The following is an 18,041-nucleotide window of genomic DNA, read 5'->3' as shown; positions in this document are numbered from 1 at the left end:
CGGTTTTGCTCTGCGCTAATCATGCCACAGAGCAGGGACTTACAAAAACGTTTAAGGTAAAATTTTCTCACCTTGATACAGGCTCTCTATGGTTTCGCGTTCGCGAATAAGATGGTGTTGACTGCCATCTACCATTATTTCTGCAACACGCGGACGAGAGTTATAATTTGAACTCATAGTAAAGCCATAAGCACCGGCACTTCTTTGTACCAGTAAGTCGCCTTGTTTAAGTGCTAACTCGCGGTCTTTACCTAAAAAGTCACCAGTTTCGCAAACAGGGCCAACAATATCAAAGTTATGAGTAGGGGTTTCGTCGTCGCGTACCGATACCGGAATGATTTTTTGCCATGCTTGATAAAGCGCTGGGCGCAGCATGTCGTTCATGCCTGCATCAACAATAGCAAAGTACTTATCTTGGTTTTGTTTAATAAATTCAACTTGAGTAACTAAAACTCCTGCGTTAGCAGCAATGGCGCGACCGGGTTCAAATATAAGCTCAAGGTGGCGATAATTAACTAGGCGCTCAGTAACTTGCGCTGCATATTCGCTAGGGTGCGGAGGTTGCTCGTCATTATAAGTTACCCCTAAACCACCGCCTATATCTAAATGGGTAAGCTCGATGTTACACGCTTTTAATTCATCTATTAGCGTTAGTAGCTTATCAAGTGCTTCAAGAAAAGGTCTGGTTTCGGTGAGTTGCGAGCCAATATGGCAATCAACGCCAATAATGTTTAATCCAGGCAGTGAAGCGGCATGCTGATACACGCTCACAGCTGTTTGAATATCTATACCAAACTTGTTTTCTTTTAAGCCGGTAGAAATATACGGATGCGTTTTTGCATCTATATCGGGGTTAACGCGAATAGAAATAGGCGCTGCTAAATTTAGCTCACAGGCCACTTCTGAAATACGTTCTAGCTCCGAGACCGACTCAACATTAAAGCATTTAATTCCGAGCTTTAATGCATAGGCTATTTCGTCTGCTGTTTTAGCCACACCCGAAAACACCACTTTGGAGGCGTCGCCACCGGCTTTAATTACTCGCGCCAGTTCACCCTTAGATACAATGTCGAAGCCCGACCCTAAACGCGCTAATATATTGAGTACCGCAATATTAGAGTTGGCTTTAACGGCGTAGCACACCAGGGATTTATGGTTTTTAGTAGCATTAGCAAAGGCTAAATAATGGCGCTCAAAGGTGGCTCGCGAATAAACGTAGCATGGCGTACCATATTGCTGAGCAATACTTGCAATGCTTACGTCTTCAGCAAATAATTGATTGTTTTTATAATTAAAAAAATCCATTTATTGCTCCTGCTTTTTAGGTGTATTAGTTTGCTCAGTTTGAGTTTCTGGATTAGCTACGTCTTGAGGTTTATTTTGTTCTGCTTTTTGCTCTGGCAAATAGAGCGGACCGCTTTGACCACAGCCAGCTAATGCGCTTAGCAGTACAGTGCTTATTACTAGTTGCTTAAATTGTGAAGTATGTATCGCTTTCATTAGATTAATAGTGTTGCTGGCTTTATAATCGCAGAGTAACAGAATATCTAAAAAATGCAGCTATTCGCGGATGATTTTATTCCTGTTACACTAGCTGTACAAAAACGCACCCACTATTAGGCGGCTCGCCTGCAAAGGAAATTAACCATGACTGATCATGAATATCACCAATTAGCCGAAGCACTTATGTTCACAATTGAAGAACAAGTTGATGATTGTGAAGCAGATTTAGATTATGAGTCGGCACAAGGTATTTTAGAACTAATTTTTCCTGACAACAGTAAAATTGTGATTAACAAGCAAGCACCTTTACACCAAGTATGGGTTGCGACTAAATTTAACGGACATCATTTTGAATTACGTGGTGATAAGTGGATAGATAATCGCTCTGGCGCAGAGTTTTGGCAGTTTATTAACGAGGCATCAACTCGCCAAGCTGGCCAAGACGTTAAATGGCAATCATCGTTATGAGTTTAGAGTTTGTAGAATATCCGGCTCAAGGTGAGCATAAAGCAACCGTTATTTGGTTGCACGGTTTAGGTGATTCGGGGGAAGGTTTTGCACCCGTAGCACCACAGTTACAATTACCAAATGAACTAGGGCTGCGATTTATTTTTCCGCACGCGCCTGTACAACCGGTCACCATAAATGGTGGCATGGAAATGCGTTCTTGGTATGATATTAAATCAATAGAATTAGATAAACGTGCCGATGAGCAAGGTGTAAGAGATTCTGCCGCTAAAGTAGAGCAACTTATTAACCAAGAAATAGCCAATGGTATTGCTGCTGATAAAATTATTTTAGCGGGTTTTTCCCAAGGTGGCGTTGTAGCTTTGCATTTAGCCCCACGTTTTGAGCAAAAGCTGGCGGGTGTAATGGCGCTTTCAACCTATATGTGTGTACCAGAAAAGCTGGCAGATGAAGCACTACACACAGATTTAAATATTTTTATGGCGCATGGCAGTCAAGATAATGTAGTACCGCCTAGTGCAGGTAAAAGTGCGTTCGAAGTTTTAACAGCACTTAGCATGGATGTAAGCTGGCAAGAGTACCCTATGGCTCACCAGGTTTGCGCAGAAGAACTGCAAGCTATTCGCCATTGGTTAATTGCTCGCTTAAGCTAATAATGGAGCCGCTGAGGTTAAAATGAGTCAAAAAATAGTTATTAAAGCAAATGTTAAACGCGAACCACAAGAAAGTGTAACTACACTAACCTACGAGTGGAATTGGCGTCGTATTGTGAGTATTTCTATGCTGCTACTCATGACCTCTGCTGCCGTTATATATGGCTTAACCAGTGCCGTTAGTGCCGAGCAGGATGAACACCCCAATGAGCCAGAGGATAGAGTGTTGGCGCAAAGTAACGATATAAGCCAGCGTGCTGTTACTTCATTACAAACAACGCAAGTAGAGCTAAATACCTCGGCAACAGTTGCGTCACAAAACAGTGAAAGTGAGTTGTTAGTTGCGCCTATTAATTTAGTTGCAGAGCAAAAAGTAGCAGAGCCTGATAAAGTAGCAGCGGCAGAGTTACCCGTAATCCCGCAAGCTGAGATTAAAAACAACTCACCAGAGCCGGTTAATATTGAGCAAGTACCCACTACCGATTTATTAGTTGATACTGATGTTGCCGCTATTAGTGATACTGCACTCTCTAGCACGCAGGGCTTTGCCCCTTTAGCGCAGCTAGCGAGTGTGGCACTTGGCGCGCAAATAGATACCGATAAAATAAGCCGAGCAGTGCTTACACGTAAAGTAAGCAAGCGAGAGCCGGTAAATGTATTTGCTGCAGATATTCGTTTAAGTCAATTTGACGAGACGTTATCGTTTTTTAGTGAGCTAAAAAACTTACAAGGCCAACAGGTAAAGCATGTATGGTTTTTTGAGGATGATATTGTGGCTGAAATTGAGTTAGATATAACATCCTCTCGTTATCGTACGTATTCGACCAAGAATATAATGGGCTCGCAAATAGGCCAATGGCGGGTTGATGTAATTGATGAGCAAGGCCAATTAATTGCTCAAAAAGAATTTAGAATATTAGCTGATTGAGCCAGCTAAATTGCAATTATTAAGTGAGTATTTTTTATGACCCAAACAACAAATATAGTGCGTATTGCTACTCGTAAAAGTGCATTGGCACTTTGGCAAGCTGAATTTGTAAAGGCGCAATTAGAGCATTATCACCCAGGTATTTTAGTAGAATTAGTGCCTATGTCGACCCAAGGCGATATTATTTTAGATACCCCTTTAGCTAAAATTGGTGGTAAAGGTTTATTTGTTAAAGAGCTTGAACAAGCCATGCTAGAAGGGTTGGCCGATATGGCCGTGCACTCGATGAAAGATATGCCTGTAGAGTTTCCAGAAGGGTTAACACTACACACTATTTGTGAGCGCGAAGATCCACGTGATGCTTTTGTATCAAATAACTTTGCCAATATTGACGAGCTGCCACAAGGTGCAATTGTGGGCACTTCAAGCTTACGTCGTCAGTGTCAAATACGCGCATCACGTCCAGATCTAAAAATTCATGACCTTCGCGGTAACGTAAATACACGCTTAGCAAAATTAGATTCAGGCCAATACGACGCAATTATTTTAGCAGCAGCAGGCTTGATCCGTTTAGAAATGAAAGACCGCATTCGTGCTTATATTGAGCCAGAAGTGTCATTGCCTGCCAATGGACAAGGTGCTGTAGGTATTGAGTGTCGTACTGATGACGAAGCAATAAAAGCATTACTTGCTCCACTTGAGCACAGCGAAACACGTATTCGGGTAAATGCCGAGCGCGCTATGAACCGCCATTTAGAAGGTGGGTGTCAGGTGCCAATTGGTGCTTATGCGCTAGTTAACGGCGATCAAGTGCACTTACGTGGTTTAGTAGGCGCAATAGATGGTAGCGAAATTTTACGTGATGAAGTTAGCGGCCACGTTAATGACGCAGAAAAACTAGGGGTTGAGCTGGCTAAAATGTTATTGGCTCAAGGTGCAGACAGAATATTAGCTGAAGTATATAGAGACGCGTAATGTTAAATATCTTGATAACTCGTCCCCAAGGAAAAGGCGCAGCCCTTGCACAACAACTTGAGCAAGCGGGTTATCAAGCGTCTTTATTTCCCGTATTAAAAATAGAGTATTTAACCCCCGATAGTATTGAGCTCAGCCCATTAACTAATGCCGATAAAATTATTTTTGTGTCGCAAGATGCGGTTTTGGCGCTGAGTGAATTAAAGCCAGATATTAATATAAAAGCGCAATTTTATGGGGTTGGCCAACAAACAGCCGACACTATTTATGAGGTGTTTGGCGTGCGAGCGGCTGTTCCTAAACAGCACGACTCAGAGGGGTTATTAGCGCTTAAATCGCTTGCCGATGTTGATAGCTGTAATATTGTATTGGTTAAAGGAATAGGGGGGCGTCCTGATATAGCTAAAACACTAAAGCAGCGTGGTGCCTTTTTAAATAACTGCGTAGTGTATCAGCGTACTCCCATAGACCCTGAGCCTAACAACTGGATAGACCACTGGCAAAGCCAGAATGTACACGGTATAGTCATAACAAGTAATGCGGCGGTTGATGCTATTTTTAAAAACCTTGCTGCACCCCAAAGACAATGGTTACAACAGTGCCGATTTTATGTAGCTAGTGAGCGTATAGGCGCTTATTTACAGCAGCATCAGGTAAGTTCGGCTAATATACATATTGCAGCAGGAGCTAGCGATAACGCTATGTTTACCTGCATTAATCAGCAAGGTAGCAAAATGAGCGAACAGTCAGTACCGTCAACGGTAGATAAAGCAGCGCAAAAAACGACTAATGCAACAGCCAACAATGGCAAAGCTACGGCTAAAAGCGATACGCTTAAAGCAACTGATAAGGCTGGCAACACTAAGCAACGAGTAAGTAAAGTTGGGAGCTTAGCTCTTATTATTTCATTAATTGTTGCCTCTGGAGTTGGCTTTGAGTTTTATCAAAAGCTCAACGCGAGCAAGACGCAAAGCTTAGTTGTTAATCAGTTAAATGAGCAAAATAAATTACTACAACAAGAGCTACAAGCACTTAAGTTAGCTCAAGCTAATTTGCAACAGACACTATTAACGTCTGAGCAAAAAGTAACAGCTGCAATGCGCGAAAGTACTACAAAAAACCAGCAAGAACTAAAGGCTGCCTTGCAACAAGCGCAGCAGCAAGGCTCGTCTTTAAATCCACAAGAAGTTACCAGCTTGCAGCGCATGGCTGAGTTTAAGTTGTGGGCCGAAAACGACTATCAAGGAACTAGCGCTGTATTAAAACGTTTAGATGCTTTACTTAGCGATCACCCCGGTACAATTACAGTGCGCCAAGCCATTACACAAGACATACAAACCTTAGATGCCATAAAACCAATTGCCGTTGAAGCTATTTATTTACAGCTTAGTAGTGTGCTGAAAAATATTGATGAATTGGTATTTAATGCGGTGAACCTGCCTGAAGAAGTAGCAAAAATTGATGACAAGGTATTAAGTGAAGATCTTAGCGATTGGCAGCAAAACTTAAAAAATAGTTGGGATCAATTTTTAGATGGTTTTATTACTATTCGTCATCGTGAAGGCGTTGCTATAGAGCCATTATTAAGTGAACAACAGCGACACCTGGTAAATCAAAGAGTTAAGCTTTATATAACGCAAGCGCAAGATGCATTATTGAGCAAGCACGCCAGTGTTTACTTTGCAGCACTAAGCGAAGCAAAACGTTTAGTGGCTGAATACTTTAAACAAGATGATGATGTTACAAAAATGGTTTTAAAGTCGCTGTCTAATCTAGAAAAAGAGCAGCTAAACTTTAACCCTAAAGTAAACTTACAAAGCACGCAGCAAGTTAAGGAGTGGGCAAAATGATAGGGTTGATCATTTTAATTATTGCACTTGTTGTGGTGTTAGCAGCAGCCCCTTTTTTATTGGACGAAAAAGGCTATGTACTAATTTCGTTTAACAACACCACAATTGAAGGCACAATTGTTTCGTTTGCCGTGCTAACAATCGCAGTATTAGTCGTTAGTTATTTAACCTATAAACTCGTGCGTTATTTATTCTCTATTTATCGCAATACTAAGCATAGTTTTTTTGCTCGTAGCCAGGGGCGCAAGCAAGCTGCAATTGAGCAGGCGCTATGGAGTGTAATTAATGACGACTATGCACAAATAGAGCAGGCGCTATCTAGCAAGGTACCTGATCAGTATCAAGATATACGTTTAGCACTGCTTGCTAAGGCGGCACTAGCTAATAATCAAACCGACAAAGCCCTTGAGTACTTATTTGATATAAACCCAGAGCAGCAACTAAAAGTAGCAAAACTATGGCTAGCTAGTGGTAATAGTAGCGCTATAGAGTCGCAACTACGGGTTATTGCAGAATCGAAAAAAGCGACAGCACTTGAGCTAAAAATTTACACCGAAGTGCTAGTGCAGCAACAACATTTCAGTGCTTTAGAAGCATTTTTACCGCGTCTTTTACGCAAAAAAGTACTAACAAATGAGCAGTGGCATCGCGTTTTTAATGCCTATTTTGCCTCATTTCCTGTTGATGAAGTAACAGCTAAATATAAGCAGTTACCTAAAAAGCTACATAGCTACGCCTACAGCGCTTATTTAACGCAAATGGCTGCTGCAGGGCAGTTAAGCGTAATTGAAAATGACTTAATAAAAATGGTTAAGCATGAAGAACAACATGCACAATTAGCTAACATATTAAGTAAAGCAACAACGGCAAATGCCCGTAAATTACAAACGAGTATTCAAGATCGACTTAAAAAAGATGAGCAAAATAACTCATTACTGCTCGCTTTGGCTTGTCTTGCTAATGCGCAAGGTGATTACGACCTAGCGGCAAGGGTGTTTGATAAAGCACTAAATAATGAAAATAAAAAACAATATATGCAGCAAGCAAAGTTAAGTTATGAAAAAAGTGCACAACTAGATAAAGCATTGGTACTTTATAAATAATGAGTTACATTTAATAAACACCATTTAATATTGCAAGGAGCAAAAGGCGATGAAAGGTTTGTTTAAATTGTCTTTTAGCTTAGCTTGCGCTTACTTTATTACAGGCTATTTTAGTAATTTATTGCTTGCTATAGATGGTTTCGCTGTGGCTTCTTGGCCCCCTGCGGGCATAGCTGTAGCAAGCTTTTTGTTATGGGGCCGTAAGTCTTTTTTAGGTATTTTTGTTGGTGCATTACTTACTAGCTTAATTCACCTTGATAATGTTGTTGATATATTAAACTGGCAAGTTTTTTTCCAAGCCGCTGCAATTGCTATCGCTGTTGTTTTTCAAGCATGGCTTGGCGCGCAAATAATAATTAAAGTTATTAAAGCCCCCCTCGATTTATCGTCACTAAAACATAGTGTACAAAGCTTAATTATAGCCGGCCCTGTATGTTGTATTATTGGTGCTAGTGTCGGCACCAGCTTACTTGTTTTTAATAATATAATTGCTCAACATGCCGCGCTAGATAGTTTTATTGCGTGGTGGATTGGCGACAGTATTGGGGTGCTCATTTTTACGCCATTGATGCTGGCTGCATTTAATTACTCAGTGATGCGATACCGGCTACAAGTTATCCTGCCTTCTTTACTTATTTACATTCTTATTAGTGTTAGCTTTTATGGTGCTGCCAGTGTTAAAAAAGAAAAAAACATTCAAAAACAAGAGATAAAAACATTAGCTGTACAAGACTCAATTACTCATAAATTAGATGAAATCTCTGCACACTTGGCTTTACTGGCTACTTTTTTTTCGAGCAGTGAAGATGTGAGCTTTAAAGAGTTTCGGCAATTTACGGCAAAACAGTTAAGCTACAGCGAAGAAATATTGGCGTTTGAATGGGTACCGTATGTTCCTAAAAGTGCGCTGTTAGAATATCAACAAATGACGCAACTAGCCGATGTTGAACATTTTTTTGTAAAAGAAAAATCACCAACCAACCAATGGCAGGCCGTTGCTGAGCGAGATGTATATTATCCAATTAGGTACGCATACCCATTAAAAGGCAATGAAGATGCTATTGGCTTTGATTTAGCATCAAACGACTTTATGCAAGAGGCATTAAATCAGTCAAAAACGCTTAACGAAATGGTCATTAGCCAACCGGTTAAGTTGGTGCAAAACCAGGCTGAGTTAGGGGTGTTATTTTTGCATCCTGTATTTGGAAGTATAGAGACTGAAGATGACTTTAAAGGTTTTGCCGTTGCGGTAGTGAGCTTAAAAAAACTATCGCAGTCGTTGCTTTTTGATCATGAAAACTTAGTTACAGCAAGCTTTTTAGATATTAACAATACCAATAATACTCACGCTATTTATATTGCCAACAACGAGTCAATGGACTTGTTAAAGTCCTACCAGCTACTCATTGGTAACCGTATGTGGCAGGTTGAGTTGCACGAGCCCTTAGTTACAACCTCCTGGTTAATATATTGGTTGGCACAAATAGTGGGGATGCTGTTTGTTTGGTTACTGGTAGCATTTTTAATTTCTGTTACAGGCACAAATGTTCAAATACGCGAGCAAGTTGCTAGGCAAACGCGCACATTACGCCAAGAAAAGCAAAAAGCTGATGAAGCGAGTCAAATAAAAAGCCAGTTTTTAGCGAATATGAGCCACGAAGTGCGCACGCCAATTAATGGTATTAAAGGCTTACACTACTTAGCGTTACAACAAAATGATTGGCAACAAGCCCGTACTTACATAGAGCAAGCTGATGGTGCGTTAGGGGTGTTACTTAGAGTATTAAATGACTTACTCGATTTTTCTAAAATGGAGGCAGGTAAACTTGATTTAATGCAAGAACCCGTAGATATAGGGCGCTTGGCTGAAGAGATAATTAACTTAATACAATTTGAAGTAAATGTTAAGTCGTTAGAAATAAAGCTAGATTATGATAAAAATACAAACTTGATGATTAACACCGATGCTATTCGTTTAAAGCAAGTGCTACTAAATTTACTCAATAATGCGGTTAAATTTACTGCTCAAGGGAGTATTACACTGAAAATTTGGCAATCGAAAACCATGACCTATTTAAGTGTAAGCGATACAGGTATTGGTATTAGTAAAGAGGCACAAAAGAAATTATTTAGGCCTTTTGCTCAAGCAGATAACTCTACGTCACGCCAATATGGCGGTACAGGGTTGGGCCTCAGTATTTGTAAAAAGCTAGTTGAGCTTATGGGTGGCGCTATAGATTTAAAAAGCACTGCAGGGCAAGGTTCAACATTTACCTTTAGTTTACCGCTTAACTCCCCTTTACCTAAAGTAGAGAAAAGTGAGCAAAGCTTTAGTGACGTGGAAATAGAAAACGTATCATTTGCGAACAGCGCAGTACTTTTAGTTGAGGATAACTCGTTAAACCAACATGTAGCCACTGCCATTTTAAAAACCAAAGGGTGTGTTGCTGATATTGCTAATGATGGCTTTGCCGCAATTGAAATGTTAACTGAAAAAAGTTACGACATTGTCCTTATGGACATTCAAATGCCCAAAATGGACGGCTTACAAGCAACCAAGGTAATACGTAATGAGCTAGGCTTATTAGATTTGCCTATTATAGGTTTATCGGCTAATGCCCATGATGACGATGTTAAAAAAGCGCTTGCCTGTGGAATGAATAGCTATATAACGAAACCAATAGATGCGAATATTTTGTTTAAAGCTCTTTGGCATTATTTAGCGGCGATAGAAAAATAAAATCATCTGCTTTTTTGCATAAAAAGCAGACATATGGCCTCAAAAGTATATTTTAAATAAACTAGACTTGAATTATTACTATAGCTGCGTATTATGCGCGCAATTTTAACCTAACTGAGTTGCTACTATGATCAATAGAAAACTACCTTTGCTAGATATTCATCGCCATTTAGATGGTAATGTACGAGCGCAAACCATATTAGAACTTGGTCGTCAGTTTAATATAACTTTGCCTGCTGATAACGTTGCAGCACTTATCCCTCATGTACAAGTCATTGATCCTGAGCCAAACCTGATGGCATTTTTACAAAAATTAGATTGGGGTGTAACTGTATTAGGTGACTACGATGCTTGTAGACGTATAGCGATTGAAAATATTGAAGATGCACAAGCCCAAGGGCTTGATTATGTTGAGCTGCGCTTTAGCCCTTACTATATGGCACAAAGCCAAGGTTTACACCCTCAAGGTGTGGTTGAGGCGGTAATAGATGGCATTAAGTCGGCAACCAAAGGCGCTAATGTAAAAGCTAATTTAATTGGTATTTTATCACGCACTTATGGCGTAAAAGTTTGCCAACAAGAGCTTGATGCCTTACTCGCTTTTAAAGACGATTTAGTGGCTGTAGATTTAGCCGGTGATGAAATTGGTTTTCCGGGTGAGTTATTTGTAGAGCATTTTAAGCAAGTACACGACGCATACTTAGCAGCAACAATTCATGCCGGTGAAGCACTAGGTGCACCAAGTATTTGGCAAGCAATTAACGAGCTAGGTGCGAGCCGTATAGGCCATGGCGTTAAAGCAATTGAAGATATTGAATTAATGAACTATCTGCGCGATAAGCGTATTGGTATTGAGTCGTGCTTAACTAGTAATATACAAACCAGTACCGTAAATGATTTAGCTCAGCATCCGCTAAAACAGTTTTTAGATCATGGTATTTTGGCTTGTATTAATACCGATGATCCAGCGGTTGAAGGTATTGAAATTGAACACGAATACTTAGTGGCAGCGCCACAAGCTGGTTTATCACAAGCCGATATAGAAAAAGCGCAAGCTAATGCGCTTGAAATAGCCTACTTAAGTTACAGCGATAAAAAAGCACTGCTAACAATGGCAAGTACGCGCTAATTTAATATTATTAGTATAAAAAATGCCGCTATTAATAGCGGCATTTTTGTATCTAAGTAACCAGAGTTCAGGTGAAGTATTTATAAATTAGTGTTTTTAGTGTGTTTGACAAGCTAGGTAGTTATCGTAAAGGGCTTTGAGAATATCGGCTCTGCTGATCATTCCTATTACTTTTTCGCCGTCAACCACAGGGTAATTTTTCGGTTTACCGGGTCTCATTTGCTCAGCAAGTTCAATAATGTTGGTGTCGCCATTTACAGTCACGACTTCTGTTTGCATTAGTTGCGATACTTTCACCACCCCATCACAAAAATAACTGCTTTGCATGAGTGGTTTAAGCAGCTCTTGCTCAGAGATAAAGCCAACTAAAAATTTATTGCTATCGAATACTGGGGCACCAAGTAATTTAAATTTTTGCAGCTCTGCAATGGCAGTGGTCATTTCGGTATCTGGGGTAATGTTTGGCAACTTGTGTTGCATAAAGTCTTTTACTTTTGTATTTAGCATATGGGTCTCTCCCGCTGAATGTTCTATACAAAGTATGGTTTATAGATCGACTTTTAGGAAATTGTTTATGTTGATGATGTTGATAGATTTTAACTATTAATTATTTATTGTTATAAAAACAATTAAGGCACCTATTTAGATGCCTTAATATTTGAAATGAGAGCGTTAAGTGCAATTATTTAATAAATGCAAACGCATCTGCGTACATGTTTTCGCGAATAGCACCATGAGCAATAAAATCGTCACGAACTATGCCTATCATGTCAAAACGTCCAGCCATGTAAATATCGTAAGGCGCTAGCGATACTATATCTTGCATTACGGCTTTGTGTACATAACCGGTATGTCCTTGCCAATCAGGCGATGGGTTTTCTACTACCGGAATAAACTGAAAGTTTTTGTGGCTATCGGCCCACACTTGCATTTCGCGGTGTGCATAAAGTGCCGATTCTTCTCTTACGCCCCAGTATAATAATACCGGGCGGTCGCAGCTAATTTCAGCTAGGTGATCAGCCATTGATTTTGCATATGAAAACCCAGTACCGCCAGCAAGTAAAATAATTGGACGTTCACACTGTAAACGAAGTTGCGATATACCTAAGCCTGCTTCTATCTCTATTAGCTGCTTTTCGTTAAGTGCATTGCGTAAATGTTCAAGCGACTGCATTGCATATGTATCGGTTCCCGAAGCGCCAATATGTAACTCTATTTGATCGCATTGTGAAGGGCGGCTGGCAATCGAAAATGCACGCTTGTCATTTTCGCTCAATACAAGATGCATGTATTGGCCTGCTTCAAACGAAACCGGTTGTTGTGGTTTTAAAATTACTTTATGAACAAATTCTGTAAGTGGGCTGATAGCAACAACTTCAGCTTTTAATGTTTGCATTTTTTACCTTTTAGCAGCGCTTTTCATAGCAGATACGCAATAGAATGTGTTGATTCTAGCATATCTGCAGGGTTGTTTTATAGCCTATTGGTCTAGGATATTAGAGAATGTTGAGGCTCTGCCAAATGTCGTCTACGCGATCTTTGGTGGCTTTATCCATCTCAATCGGCTCGCCCCATTCACGGTTTGTTTCGCCAGGCCATTTGTTCGTTGCATCCATACCCATTTTAGAGCCAAGGCCAGAAACCGGTGACGCAAAATCTAAATAATCAATTGGTGTATTTTCTATTAAAGTGGTGTCGCGGGCGGGATCCATACGCGTAGTAATAGCCCAAATAACATCTTCCCAATCTCGGGCGTTAATATCGTCATCGCACACAATAACAAACTTGGTATACATAAATTGACGTAAGTAAGACCACACTCCCATCATTACGCGTTTTGCATGGCCAGGATATTGTTTTTTCATGGTAACAATAGCCATGCGGTACGAGCAGCCTTCTGGTGGCAAGTAAAAATCAACAATTTCAGGGAATTGTTTTTGTAAAATAGGTACAAATACTTCGTTTAATGCCACCCCTAAAATAGCAGGCTCATCAGGCGGGCGGCCGGTAAAGGTACTGTGGTAAATAGGGTTTTTACGGTGGGTCATATGGGTTACTGTCATCACCGGAAAGTCATCAACTTCGTTATAATAACCAGTGTGATCGCCATACGGACCTTCAGGTGCCATTTCACCTGGCATTATGTAGCCTTCAAGTACTATTTCGGCGCTTGCGGGTACTTGTAAATCGTTTGATATTGATTTAACTACTTCAGTTTTACTGCCGCGCAGTAAGCCTGCAAAAGCGTACTCGCTTAATGTGTCGGGTACAGGGGTTACTGCACCTAATATAGTTGCCGGATCGGCGCCCAATGCCACAGATACCGGGTACGGTTGGCCTGGATTTTCTTTACACCACTCTTGAAAATCAAGCGCGCCGCCACGGTGAGACAACCAGCGCATAATAATTTTATTTTTGCCTAACAGTTGTTGGCGGTATATTCCTAAATTTTGGCGCTTTTTATAAGGCCCTTTAGTAACGGTAAGGCCCCAAGTAATTAACGGTGCAGCATCACCTGGCCAGCAATGTTGAATAGGCAGCTTAGTTAAATCGACCTCATCACCTTGTAAAATAACTTCTTGGCAGGGGGCTTTTTTTACTTCTTTTGCTGGCATATTAAGCACTTGTTTATAAACAGGTATTTGCCCTAGCGCTTCTTTAATGCCTTTTGGTGGCTCTGGTTCTTTTAAAAAAGCCAAAAGCTTGCCAACTTCACGTAATTCGCTTACATCTTCTTGGCCCATACCCATGGCAACACGCTTGGGTGTGCCAAATAAGTTAGCCAATACCGGAATATCGTAACCTTTAGGGTTTTCAAATAATAACGCAGGGCCTTTAGCACGTAATGTACGGTCGGCTATTTCGGTCATTTCAAGATACGGGTCGATTTCTTGAGTGATGCGTTTAAGCTCACCTCTTTTTTCAAGTAAATCGATAAAATCACGAAGATCTTTGTATTTCATTGTGGGCCGCTATTAAGCAATAAAGTTAAAAGTATTATACCCAAGTAACGTAAAATTGCATGCTCAGTTACTTAGCTATTAGCACTTGGAAAAATGCAGTTACTTTGTATCACTAAACTTGTTTTATCACGGTTTAATTTTATTAGTTTTATTGTACTACCTACTGTTGTAGGCAGTGGTATTTTGTCCCTTCAATAATAAGCATGGCTTCGCTATCTTTACTCCAAAACAACACATTTTTATTTATGTATTTATTACCTGAGGCGCTTTTTTCTCGGCTAAGCTGATAAGTATTATTATTAAGTGTTAGTGCTGCTGTTTGATCATTGATAACGCTAAGCGTGGCTTCTTTTTGATTACATAGATAACGAGTGTTAATTGTGGGCTCATTACAAGCAGATAAGCCTAATACAGTTAATGCGATTATCAGCAGCGCTTTCATTTATATCTCCAGTGCAAACAGCAAGTAATTATCGATATTTGCGTATTAATTTTAATCAGCATAGCAAAGCAAAATTAACCGTTGGTGAAAATGCGGCTTTAAGTTATGTTAATAATATTATTTTTAAGCTAGGTATTTATATGGCAGGTACTAATCTTTTAACCTTATTAGACGACATTACTGTGCTACTAGATGACATTGCAACTATGAGTAAAGTTGCTACAAAAAAAACAGCGGGTGTATTAGGTGATGACTTAGCGCTTAATGCTCAACAAGTTACCGGTGTAGCTGCAGAGCGTGAGCTACCTGTGGTGTGGGCGGTAGCAAAAGGATCGTTTTTAAATAAAGCAATATTAGTACCTGCGGCGTTATTAATAAGTGTATGGTTACCTTGGTTAATTACGCCTTTATTAATGTTAGGTGGATTATTTTTATGTTTTGAGGGCGCAGAAAAAGTATTTGCCAAGTTTTTGCCTCATGATGATAAAAGCGAAAGTGAGGGCGACAAATTAGACCTAGTAGAATACGAGAAGCAAAAAGTTAAAGGTGCGATTAGAACCGACTTTATACTTTCTGCTGAGATCATAGTAATTACGCTTGGCACAGTTGCAGCTGCTACATTAATAAATCAGGCATTGGTATTGTGTGTTATTGCCATAATTATGACTATTGGCGTTTATGGCTTAGTTGCAGGAATTGTGAAGCTTGATGATGCAGGTCTATATTTACTTAATCAATCTAAGCTATCGGCTAATAAATTTAAAGAAATACTAGGCAAAGGGTTGTTAGCGGCAGCACCACGGCTTATGCAGTTTTTAGCATTTGCGGGTACAGTTGCAATGTTTTTAGTGGGCGGCGGCATTTTAGTGCATGGCATTAAAGCTTTGCATCATATTCAAATAGCGGTAACCAATTATGGGCAAACAATTGTAGGTACTACAGGTGAAGTGCTGGCACCACTTATATTTGATGGCTTATTAGGTGTTATAGCAGGCTTAGTTGTTGTGCTTGTACATTTAGCTTATTTAAAAATATTCAAAAAATAGCGCTAATTCACACCTTACAATTATTGCCTGTTTAACAACCGTATAGTTAAATAAGCCCATACAGTTAAATGTGTATGGGCTGTATTAATTAAAAGCTAAATTGTGCTGCTAAGCGTACGCTCGCGCCTTCACCTATGGTTACATTATTTAAACCACCGCCTGCTAGGTAGTTTGTATCAAATAAGTTTTCAATATTTAGGCGTAAGTTAACGTCGGTATTGTTTAAGTTTATTTTATACGTTGCACCCACATCTACGCGGGTGTAGGCATCTTTAGTAACGGTATTGGCATTGTCGGCAAAGCGTTCGCCTTCGTAAAATGCACCTGCGTTTAATGCAATTACGTCGTTTAATTCGTAACGAGTCCAAAGTGATGCAGACCATTTAGGGGCATCGGTAGGGCGCTTACCTTGCAATGTTGCGTCGCGCTCGTAGTTGGCATCTAAGTACATAGTTGATGCCATTACAAATAAGCGGTCAGTAGCGGCACCTTGTGCGCTTAGCTCAAAACCTTTATGGCGTTGTTCGCCTACTTGGGTTGTTTTAGTTGTGAATGAACCAATCGCCGGGCTTAGTTGTTCAGTAACAAGCGTGTTATTTTTACTTATGTCGAAAATGGCACCTGTAAGCATTAAGCGGTCATCAAATAACTGCCATTTAATACCAATTTCTTTTTGCTCAGATGTAACAGCGTCAAGTTTCATGCCGTCATTTATATCCAGAGGCTCATCAAGAGTATCGCTACCTTGTGGCTCAAAGCCTTCTGAGTAGCTAGCATAAATAGTTGCAGATGCATTGGGATGATACAGCACAGCAAATTTGGGCACGAATGATTCGTTATCTGCACCTTCTTTGTTTTGTTTATCGTAGCGACCACCAATTGACACTTGCCACTCTGGCGAAAAGCTAATTAAGTCTTGAGCATATACACCGTAATAGTCATATTCACTTTCGCTTGTTCTATTTGGCGTTTTATAGCTGATATCTGGACGACCTGGCTCGCTATCGCCTAGAGTGAAGGGAAATGAAGTACTGTCAGCTCTTAACTGAGCATAATAATAATCAAGCGAATTTGCGCCAATTAAAAATTGATGCTGAATACCAAAGGTTTCAAATTCACCAATAAAGTCAACAAAGGCGGTTTTAAACTGCCAATCATCAAAACGATCGTAAGGTTCTGAGGTGTAGCTGTCGCCTTCAACAAATCCACTTGGCATACTTGGCGCAGACTCAAAACGTTGACGCTCAAATGTTTGCTCGTTGTAACCAAGTTTTACTTGCCAGTTTTCGGTTAAAAACACTTCTAGGTCAACACCTAGGTTTTCTACCGTTATATCTGTAAACGCCCAAGACATATCGCGAATTGTTTTATCGTCGCCAATTACATTGGCATTACTATCAATCCAGGCACCCGTATCTAAACCGGCTTCGTCATCTGTGCGGTCGTAATGTACGCGTACTAAGGCGTTATCGCTAATATCGTAATCAACAATTAATGCACCTAAAAAGCGATCGCGTTCACGGTTTTCACCATTTTGGTATTCACGCCAATAATCAACATCTTGCTTTACTAAAATACCGCGAGCACGTAAATCTTCCGACTCAGTAAGTGCACCGCCCGCATCCAGCATGAAGCGAGTTGAACCATGTTGATCAACATCGGCACTGGCTTTAAATAATGTTTGTGACGTGGGTTTTTTAGTGACCATATTAACCAAGCCACCAGGACCCGATTGGCCATATAAAATACTTGATGGGCCTTTAATAACTTCAACTTGTTGTAATATTTCGATAGGTTGTTGGTAGTGCGACCAGTGCTGATGGCCGTCACGCAAGTAACCTGTAGATGAACTCAGTTCAAACCCACGTAAATTAAATACTTCACGGTTACGTTGCTTTGAACCTGGCGTTAAGCTGGCATCGTTAGTAAGTACTTCACCTAACGTAGTTGCGAGTTGTTCATTTACTATGGTGTCGGTAATAACGGTAACCGACTGTGCGGTATCAAGTAACGAAGCTGACGTTCTCATTGCGCCATTAGCATTGTCTACTTTATAGTCATTAAAATAACTTCCTTTTACTTCTATATGTTCTATATCTGTTGCGTTTGCATAAACACTCGCAGTAGTACTTGCTAGCAGTGCGATAAAAAGTGGGCTTAGTTTCATTAGTTGTTTCCGGGTTGATAGTATTAACGCTGAGTTAACCTTAATGAAAACCAGTATCATTTGCAATGCCTTTT

Annotated in this window: 16 protein-coding genes; 9 read left to right on the top strand and 7 right to left on the bottom strand. The window is 40.2% G+C overall.

Annotation, left to right across the window (positions count from 1 at the left end):
• Positions 1 to 51 precede the first annotated feature (51 nt).
• Both lysA and CIK86_RS12915 read right to left on the bottom strand, forming a co-directional pair.
• Positions 52 to 1,305 (bottom strand): diaminopimelate decarboxylase, encoded by a 1,254-nt coding sequence (gene lysA, locus CIK86_RS12920; RefSeq protein ID WP_011326820.1) that lies wholly within the window; start codon positions 1,303 to 1,305, stop codon positions 52 to 54.
• Entirely contained in the window at positions 1,306 to 1,500 is a 195-nt protein-coding gene (locus tag CIK86_RS12915) for a lipoprotein (RefSeq protein ID WP_086997017.1), read from the bottom strand. It abuts the gene before it with no gap.
• Between the two features lie 147 nt (positions 1,501 to 1,647).
• Here CIK86_RS12915 and cyaY point away from each other — a divergent pair, with 147 nt between their 5' ends.
• From cyaY to add, 8 genes are all read left to right on the top strand, one after another.
• The gene (gene cyaY, locus CIK86_RS12910) at positions 1,648 to 1,971 is read left to right on the top strand and encodes an iron donor protein CyaY (RefSeq protein ID WP_011326822.1); all 324 of its coding nucleotides are present in this window, start codon (positions 1,648 to 1,650) and stop codon (positions 1,969 to 1,971) included.
• Positions 1,968 to 2,624, top strand: coding sequence for an alpha/beta fold hydrolase (locus tag CIK86_RS12905; protein ID WP_041454309.1), 657 nt, complete (start codon positions 1,968 to 1,970; stop codon positions 2,622 to 2,624). The genes cyaY and CIK86_RS12905 overlap by 4 nt, the downstream gene beginning before the upstream one ends.
• A gap of 22 nt (positions 2,625 to 2,646) precedes the next feature.
• Positions 2,647 to 3,552, top strand: a complete 906-nt coding sequence (locus CIK86_RS12900; protein WP_086997014.1) for a DUF2914 domain-containing protein — start codon at positions 2,647 to 2,649, stop codon at positions 3,550 to 3,552.
• Between the two features lie 36 nt (positions 3,553 to 3,588).
• Positions 3,589 to 4,527, top strand: coding sequence for a hydroxymethylbilane synthase (gene hemC, locus CIK86_RS12895; protein WP_011326825.1), 939 nt, complete (start codon positions 3,589 to 3,591; stop codon positions 4,525 to 4,527).
• Positions 4,527 to 6,377, top strand: coding sequence for a uroporphyrinogen-III C-methyltransferase (locus CIK86_RS12890; RefSeq protein WP_086997011.1), 1,851 nt, complete (start codon positions 4,527 to 4,529; stop codon positions 6,375 to 6,377). Before hemC ends, CIK86_RS12890 begins: the two co-directional genes overlap by 1 nt.
• Complete coding sequence (locus tag CIK86_RS12885) at positions 6,374 to 7,480, top strand: heme biosynthesis HemY N-terminal domain-containing protein (RefSeq protein WP_011326827.1); 1,107 nt, start codon at positions 6,374 to 6,376, stop codon at positions 7,478 to 7,480. The genes CIK86_RS12890 and CIK86_RS12885 overlap by 4 nt, the downstream gene beginning before the upstream one ends.
• A 49-nt stretch (positions 7,481 to 7,529) precedes the next feature.
• On the top strand, positions 7,530 to 10,220 hold the full coding sequence (locus CIK86_RS12880) for a CHASE domain-containing protein (protein ID WP_086997008.1): 2,691 nt from the start codon (positions 7,530 to 7,532) through the stop codon (positions 10,218 to 10,220).
• 127 nt (positions 10,221 to 10,347) lie between these two features.
• Entirely contained in the window at positions 10,348 to 11,349 is a 1,002-nt protein-coding gene (add, locus tag CIK86_RS12875) for an adenosine deaminase (RefSeq protein ID WP_011326829.1), read from the top strand.
• Between the two features lie 96 nt (positions 11,350 to 11,445).
• Here the strand turns inward: add and CIK86_RS12870 are convergent, their stop codons facing one another.
• The 4 genes from CIK86_RS12870 to CIK86_RS12855 form a co-directional block, all read right to left on the bottom strand.
• Complete coding sequence (locus CIK86_RS12870; protein WP_011326830.1) at positions 11,446 to 11,856, bottom strand: CBS domain-containing protein; 411 nt, start codon at positions 11,854 to 11,856, stop codon at positions 11,446 to 11,448.
• Positions 11,857 to 12,031: 175 nt separating this feature from the next.
• Positions 12,032 to 12,745, bottom strand: a complete 714-nt coding sequence (fre, locus tag CIK86_RS12865; protein ID WP_011326831.1) for an NAD(P)H-flavin reductase — start codon at positions 12,743 to 12,745, stop codon at positions 12,032 to 12,034.
• A 100-nt stretch (positions 12,746 to 12,845) separates the two neighbouring features.
• Positions 12,846 to 14,312: a 4-hydroxy-3-polyprenylbenzoate decarboxylase gene (gene ubiD, locus CIK86_RS12860; protein WP_011326832.1), complete on the bottom strand. Its 1,467-nt coding sequence runs from the start codon at positions 14,310 to 14,312 to the stop codon at positions 12,846 to 12,848.
• A 160-nt stretch (positions 14,313 to 14,472) separates the two neighbouring features.
• Entirely contained in the window at positions 14,473 to 14,754 is a 282-nt protein-coding gene (locus CIK86_RS12855; protein ID WP_086997005.1) for an MliC family protein, read from the bottom strand.
• A 140-nt stretch (positions 14,755 to 14,894) separates the two neighbouring features.
• Here CIK86_RS12855 and CIK86_RS12850 point away from each other — a divergent pair, with 140 nt between their 5' ends.
• Positions 14,895 to 15,800, top strand: a complete 906-nt coding sequence (locus CIK86_RS12850) for a DUF808 domain-containing protein (RefSeq protein WP_086997087.1) — start codon at positions 14,895 to 14,897, stop codon at positions 15,798 to 15,800.
• An 88-nt stretch (positions 15,801 to 15,888) separates the two neighbouring features.
• Here the strand turns inward: CIK86_RS12850 and CIK86_RS12845 are convergent, their stop codons facing one another.
• The gene (locus tag CIK86_RS12845; protein WP_086997084.1) at positions 15,889 to 17,967 is read right to left on the bottom strand and encodes a TonB-dependent receptor; all 2,079 of its coding nucleotides are present in this window, start codon (positions 17,965 to 17,967) and stop codon (positions 15,889 to 15,891) included.
• Positions 17,968 to 18,041: the final 74 nt, after the last annotated feature.

Source organism: Pseudoalteromonas sp. JB197, from assembly GCF_002332205.1.
GTDB lineage: Bacteria > Pseudomonadota > Gammaproteobacteria > Enterobacterales > Alteromonadaceae > Pseudoalteromonas > Pseudoalteromonas nigrifaciens.
Note: the sequence above shows the minus strand (reverse complement) of the source record. Positions and strands in the feature narration are given on the sequence as shown.